Here is a 5,234-nt window from a genome sequence, read left to right on the forward strand (position 1 = left end):
GGGCAAGCGATCGCCGCGAAACAATTCCTCACTTTCCCGGCCCAATTCAATTAACCAATGATTGAGGGAACGCAAGGCCAGATAGGAGAGAAGAAAGGGACTGACCGCTAGACTAAGCCAAAGCTCGATCGGTTGAGTTTTCATGGCAATTTCTCGGTTAAAGGACGGCGTTTGATCCGACGAATCGGAAAATTAGCAATCAGGGCGGTAGTTCGTTGGTCACTTTCTAAGAGTAACTCGGTTTCCTCGGTGTCGATATCAAGATAACGACCGACCACTTCTAAGATTTCTTGACGCATCATACTAAGAAGTTCGGGACTAAGATCGGTGCGATCATGGGCCAGAATAAGTTTTAAGCGTTTTTTAGCTTGGTCGCCACTTTTGCCCGAACCGCGCCATGCTAGAAGTTTATCGATCAGGTCATTCATAGTAGGTTAAGGGGTTGAGATGAGAGAGTTTAAGGCCCAAACAAGCGACGACGCAGACGAGTAAGAAAACCTTCTTGACCGGCCATTAAATCTAGAAACGGCACATCGCGACCCTGTAAACGCTGGGCAATATTTCTAAAGGCCATGGAGGGGAGAGAGGTCTTCTCCTCTAATACTAATGGTTCCCCTTTATTAGTGGAAATAATAATTCTTTGATCGTCGGGAATAATCCCCAACAGGGGAATTACCAATAAGTCGAGAATGTCCTCGACGCTGATCATCTGGTTAAGTTGGATCATTTCTGGCCGCAGCCGGTTGACAATCAGACGGATACTCTTAATATCCTCGCTTTCTAGTAATCCCACCACGCGATCGGCATCTCTCACCGCCGACATTTCTGGGGTAGTAACTATGATCGCTTCCTGGGCGGCGGCGATCGCATTGCGAAAACCCATTTCAATTCCTGCTGGGCAATCAATCAATACATAGTCGTAACTTTTTGACAATTGGGCGACTAAATCCTTCATTTGATCGGCAGTAATTGCCTCTTTGGTGCGGTTTTGTGCCGCCGGTAATAGAACCAGATTTTCCTGTCTTTTATCCTTAACTAAAGCTTTATCAAGACTACAATCTCCCGCCACCACATCGATGGCAGTATAAACGATACGCTGTTCTAATCCTAACAATAAATCGAGATTTCTTAGTCCGAAATCGGCATCGACAAGGGCGACTCGACAGCCTAATTGAGATAAAGCTGAACCTAAGTTCGCCGTTACCGTCGTTTTACCGACTCCTCCCTTTCCCGATGTCACCACAATTACACGAGCCATAATTTATATCAGTTATCAGTTATCAGTTATCAGTTATCAGCTATCAGTTATCAGTTATCAGTTATCAGCTATCAGTTATCAGTTATCAGTTATCAGTTATCAGTTATCAGTTTTATAGAGTTTTTCGTTTCAACGCAGTTAATCGCTATTTTTACCAGTCACTGAATCACTGTTTACTGATCACTGTTTACTGATCACTGGTCACTGATCACTGGTCACTGATCACTGTTTACTGGTGACTGATCACTTTTTTTCGACCCATCCCACTTGATCTTTAAAGGTGTAGGTTCTGGAAAAATTATAAGCCCCAATGATGCGGATTCCTCCTTCGCTGATACAGGCAATTTCTGGTTCCATGCGATCGCTATTTAAAGCCGGGGTCCGTGCCACTAATTCCGCGATCCTCAGTTGAGTTAAGTCGATTCGCAGGGCCATAATTACCGCTGCTCGATCGCCGCGGAATCCAGCATGGGCCACACCGCGTAAACTCCCCCAAACTAATATATCGCCATCAGCGACGATCGAGCCGCCGGGGTTGATATCGCCCATGACTATAACTGTACCCGGGTGACGGATTTCTACACCCGATCGCAGGGTAGTTTTTAAGTACAAAGGTTCGGCGAGGAGGGATGGCAGCGGTTGCTCGTCCCCGAAAACCGTGGGATTTGATCGCATTTGTTCGACGTTGTAACCCATAGTTGCCGCTGCCACTGCGGTTTGTCTTCTTTGGGTTTGGATGGTATGTAGGGGTAATTCGGCGCTGTCTAAAATTGTGGCGATCGCTTGTAGTTGCCGCGTATCCATCAGGCGATCGCTCGCCCGTAGGTGTACAGGTGTTCTAGCCGGGCAGTTTTGACCGCTATTACGGAGATAATATTTCAATCCTGTCAAGATATCTGTCCAATCCTGACTTGTCTCCCCGGCGCCGGTTTTGGGTAAAATTAGCACCAATTTCTCGCCCTCACTTTTTAAGTGAATTTGGGCGTATCTTTCCATGACCGAGGCTGATGGCTCAATTTTTTCGGTTTCTAGGTCGATTTCTTGATTTATTTCGGTTTTAGTTTCATCCATAAAGATAATTTTTTACTTAAACAAGACAAAGCGCAAAATAGCGATCAGCAAACCGACGGAAGCGGTAATCAGTGAACCCCCTAAAATGGTTATTAATGCCCAAATTTGATTTTTTTGACTGCCCTCGACTATTTTGAGGCGATTATCCATCCCTTCGACTCTTTCGGTTAATTTTGCCTGTCCTATCTCTAAGGATTTAACATCTTGCTTGATTTCCTTAATATTAGCTTTAATTTCGCCAATATCAGCTTTAATTTCGACGATACTATTCTCGATCGCCGTGAAACGAGTTTCGATCGCCGTGAAACGAGTCTCGATCGCTTTTTGTCCGTTGATAATTAAGTCTTCTAGCCTTTGCAAGTCCGTATCGGCAACAGTTTTCATAAAAATTAACTGGCTATCAGTATAGATGTTTCTTTAATTATGAACCTTGAGCAGCCGGCAGCAGTGGGAATTAGGAATTATGAATTAGGAATTACGGCTGATGTGAGATAGAGAGGTTTGTAAAATCAAAGGGAGGCATCACGATAAAGGTAATCACTCCAAAGCATGAGGCCTCCCATGAATAGGATAGATGCTCCCACCCTCTTGACTATTATTTATGTCCTGGTGGATGACTGGTATCAAGAACAGGGATATCGCTTGACTCCCATGCTGCCTGGACCTGAGCCTAGTTTCAGTGATAGTGAAATGTTGACCTTTTGGTTCATTCCCTCGTCCCTGCTCATACTGACGAACGCTCCCGCAGCAGAATCCGTATTGCAGTTCATTCAAGGCAACAATATCCTAGCCGACAAGGGGTTTATTGGTACTGATTGGCAGACTGAGATATCAAGAACCACAGGTAATCGAGTCTCTGCAGCTAAGAGAGTCAATCAACATCAACAAACTTCTCCCGTCTTTGAGCGACTTCTTCAACATTTTCGAGAACGGATTGAGGGGGTTTTCAATGAGGTGCAGAATACAGGACGCAACTTGGAGCGATTGCTCAGAAAGAAAGTTGAGGGACTTTGTGTCCATGTTGCCGCTAAAATGGCAAGTCATACCCTGCGGATACTGTTGCGTCAGCGTTTTGGTATTGATGTTCTCACCTTTGAGCAGACTCTTGTTCAACCCTTTGGGCAACTCACATAAGGCGTGATTTTAAAAATTAACTTAATCATAAAGAAAAATTTAACTTTCTCTTTTATAGTAAATTGCAAAACACGATCGAGCGGAAAAATTAAGGGGAAAATTTTGATACTACTTATACTAAAAGCCATCCTGATCACCCTAGCGCTCTTGCTACTCGGTGATTTAATTTCTACGTTTCTCTACCATGTTCCGGAACACGTTTTCGGCAAGTTTCACGCTGCGGTACACCACGGCAAAAATCGGAACTTTTTTCATTACGCGGTGTTAAATCGAAATCCGCTAGTTTTACTCGATGGCTTTCTCGGCGCGCTCCCCTATAGTATATATGTATGGGGGAAGTTGAGCTAAAACGCGGTTGAGAAGCTGGGCAACCTTGTATGTTATTAAATTATGTAATAACATGATATGTAGTAAACCTTGCCTAAAATCATGAGTAACAAAAAATACAATCTAACCTGGGCTAGAATAGGCAATGCTTCAGGTTTCCGTTTGAGTGCCAGTTTTTTTAAGGATAATCCCCAGTTTAAGGAAGCTAAAGGTGCTGTTGAAGTTATCAACCCTGATACCTTATTAGTCCGCTTACAGCCTCAATCTCTAGAACAGGAGGAAGATGAACTGATGCTGAGTTTATTCTTAGATTTTCTGACCAAGCAAGCCCTATTAAATGCTGATGCTGAGTTAGAAGCTTATACGGAAGCGATGGCAGCGGTCGATGAAGAGTTGATGACAGGAGTAGAACTTGATAGTTAACGGTTGGCGAATCTACTTTATTAAAAGACTTTTTGGGCAACAACGCCGCGATTTACAAGTTGAGGTTCGTAAACTAAAAAACACCTTGCCAACAGAAGCATACCGTACTCATTCTACAGTCAAACTCTACAGGGCGATTATGGTCGCCATTAAAGAAAAAATCCCTCTCGACCCTTTTGCTTCCCATTTTGCTCTGACTGGGGCGCTCAAGCATTACGGAAGAGTCAAAAAGATGGGACTACCTGACCGTTATCGCTTATTCTTTCGGGCTATACAAACCGAGGAGTATAAAGCAATTTTTGTTTTATGGCTAGGCTGTCCTCGCAAACAAGGGGATAAAAATGATTGTTATAAAGCCTTCACAAAAATGGTTGAGCGAGGTGATTTTCCCAATTCTCTTGACGCTTTAATCCTTGATAGCCAAGAAGATTAGCTAGTGATAAGGTGGTTGAAAAAGCGATCGTAACCCACAGATACACTTTCAACTGCGCCTCCACAGAAAGATTGCGATCTAACGTTAGCATGAGATCGACGATCGCACTAAGATGATATGATAGTAGTGCATTTTCCTAATTATTGATGATTAAGAGTTTTGCATCTAAGGAGACAGAGCAAGTATTCAAACGTAAATTTTCACGAAAATTACCTCAAGATATTCAACGAAATGCTCGGAGAAAGCTAGAAGTTTTAGACGCGGCCGAAACTTTACAGGATTTATGCATTCCTCCATCTAATCGGTTGGAAAAACTCTCAGGAGATAGAAAAAATCAGCATAGTATCCGAATTAACGATCAGTGGCGGATCTGTTTTATTTGGAAAAATGGCAACGCCTACAATGTAGAAATAGTCGATTATCATTAATTGTTACTCAATAATCATGACTGAGAAAAAATTATTAGCCCCCATTCATCCTGGTGAGATTCTGTTAGAAGAATTTCTCAAACCGATGGAAATTAGCCAAGAACGTTTGGCAGAAGATCTTAATGTACCAATAGAGCAAATCAAGGAAATTATCGAGGAA

At 43.1% G+C, this 5,234-nt stretch carries 8 protein-coding genes; 4 read left to right on the plus strand and 4 right to left on the minus strand.

Annotation, left to right across the window (positions count from 1 at the left end; genetic code table 11):
• Positions 1 to 140: 140 nt before the first annotated feature.
• The 4 genes from minE to PX481_RS04605 all read right to left on the minus strand — a co-directional run bounded on the left by minE (position 141) and on the right by PX481_RS04605 (position 2,713).
• Entirely contained in the window at positions 141 to 428 is a 288-nt protein-coding gene (gene minE, locus PX481_RS04590; RefSeq protein ID WP_190358315.1) for a cell division topological specificity factor MinE, read from the minus strand.
• 29 nt (positions 429 to 457) lie between these two features.
• Entirely contained in the window at positions 458 to 1,258 is an 801-nt protein-coding gene (gene minD / locus PX481_RS04595; protein WP_002761677.1) for a septum site-determining protein MinD, read from the minus strand.
• Positions 1,259 to 1,501: 243 nt separating this feature from the next.
• Positions 1,502 to 2,329 carry a septum site-determining protein MinC gene (minC, locus tag PX481_RS04600; RefSeq protein WP_002761676.1) on the minus strand — a complete coding sequence of 276 codons (828 nt, stop codon included), beginning with the start codon at positions 2,327 to 2,329 and terminating at the stop codon, positions 1,502 to 1,504.
• Between the two features lie 12 nt (positions 2,330 to 2,341).
• The gene (locus PX481_RS04605; protein WP_002761675.1) at positions 2,342 to 2,713 is read right to left on the minus strand and encodes a hypothetical protein; all 372 of its coding nucleotides are present in this window, start codon (positions 2,711 to 2,713) and stop codon (positions 2,342 to 2,344) included.
• 177 nt (positions 2,714 to 2,890) lie between these two features.
• On the opposite strand from PX481_RS04605, the gene PX481_RS04610 reads away from it, so the two are divergent.
• The 4 genes from PX481_RS04610 (at position 2,891) to PX481_RS04625 (ending at position 5,074) form a co-directional block, all read left to right on the plus strand.
• The gene (locus PX481_RS04610) at positions 2,891 to 3,463 is read left to right on the plus strand and encodes a hypothetical protein (protein WP_002761674.1); all 573 of its coding nucleotides are present in this window, start codon (positions 2,891 to 2,893) and stop codon (positions 3,461 to 3,463) included.
• A gap of 429 nt (positions 3,464 to 3,892) precedes the next feature.
• Positions 3,893 to 4,213 (plus strand): hypothetical protein, encoded by a 321-nt coding sequence (locus tag PX481_RS04615; protein WP_002761673.1) that lies wholly within the window; start codon positions 3,893 to 3,895, stop codon positions 4,211 to 4,213.
• Positions 4,203 to 4,646: a type II toxin-antitoxin system YhaV family toxin gene (locus PX481_RS04620; protein WP_002761672.1), complete on the plus strand. Its 444-nt coding sequence runs from the start codon at positions 4,203 to 4,205 to the stop codon at positions 4,644 to 4,646. The genes PX481_RS04615 and PX481_RS04620 overlap by 11 nt, the downstream gene beginning before the upstream one ends.
• A gap of 146 nt (positions 4,647 to 4,792) precedes the next feature.
• A complete protein-coding gene (locus PX481_RS04625; protein WP_002761671.1) occupies positions 4,793 to 5,074 on the plus strand; it encodes a type II toxin-antitoxin system RelE/ParE family toxin in 282 nt (93 codons plus the stop codon).
• The last annotated feature ends 160 nt before the right edge of the window (positions 5,075 to 5,234 follow it).

The organism is Microcystis sp. M53603_WE2 (genome assembly GCF_030065435.1).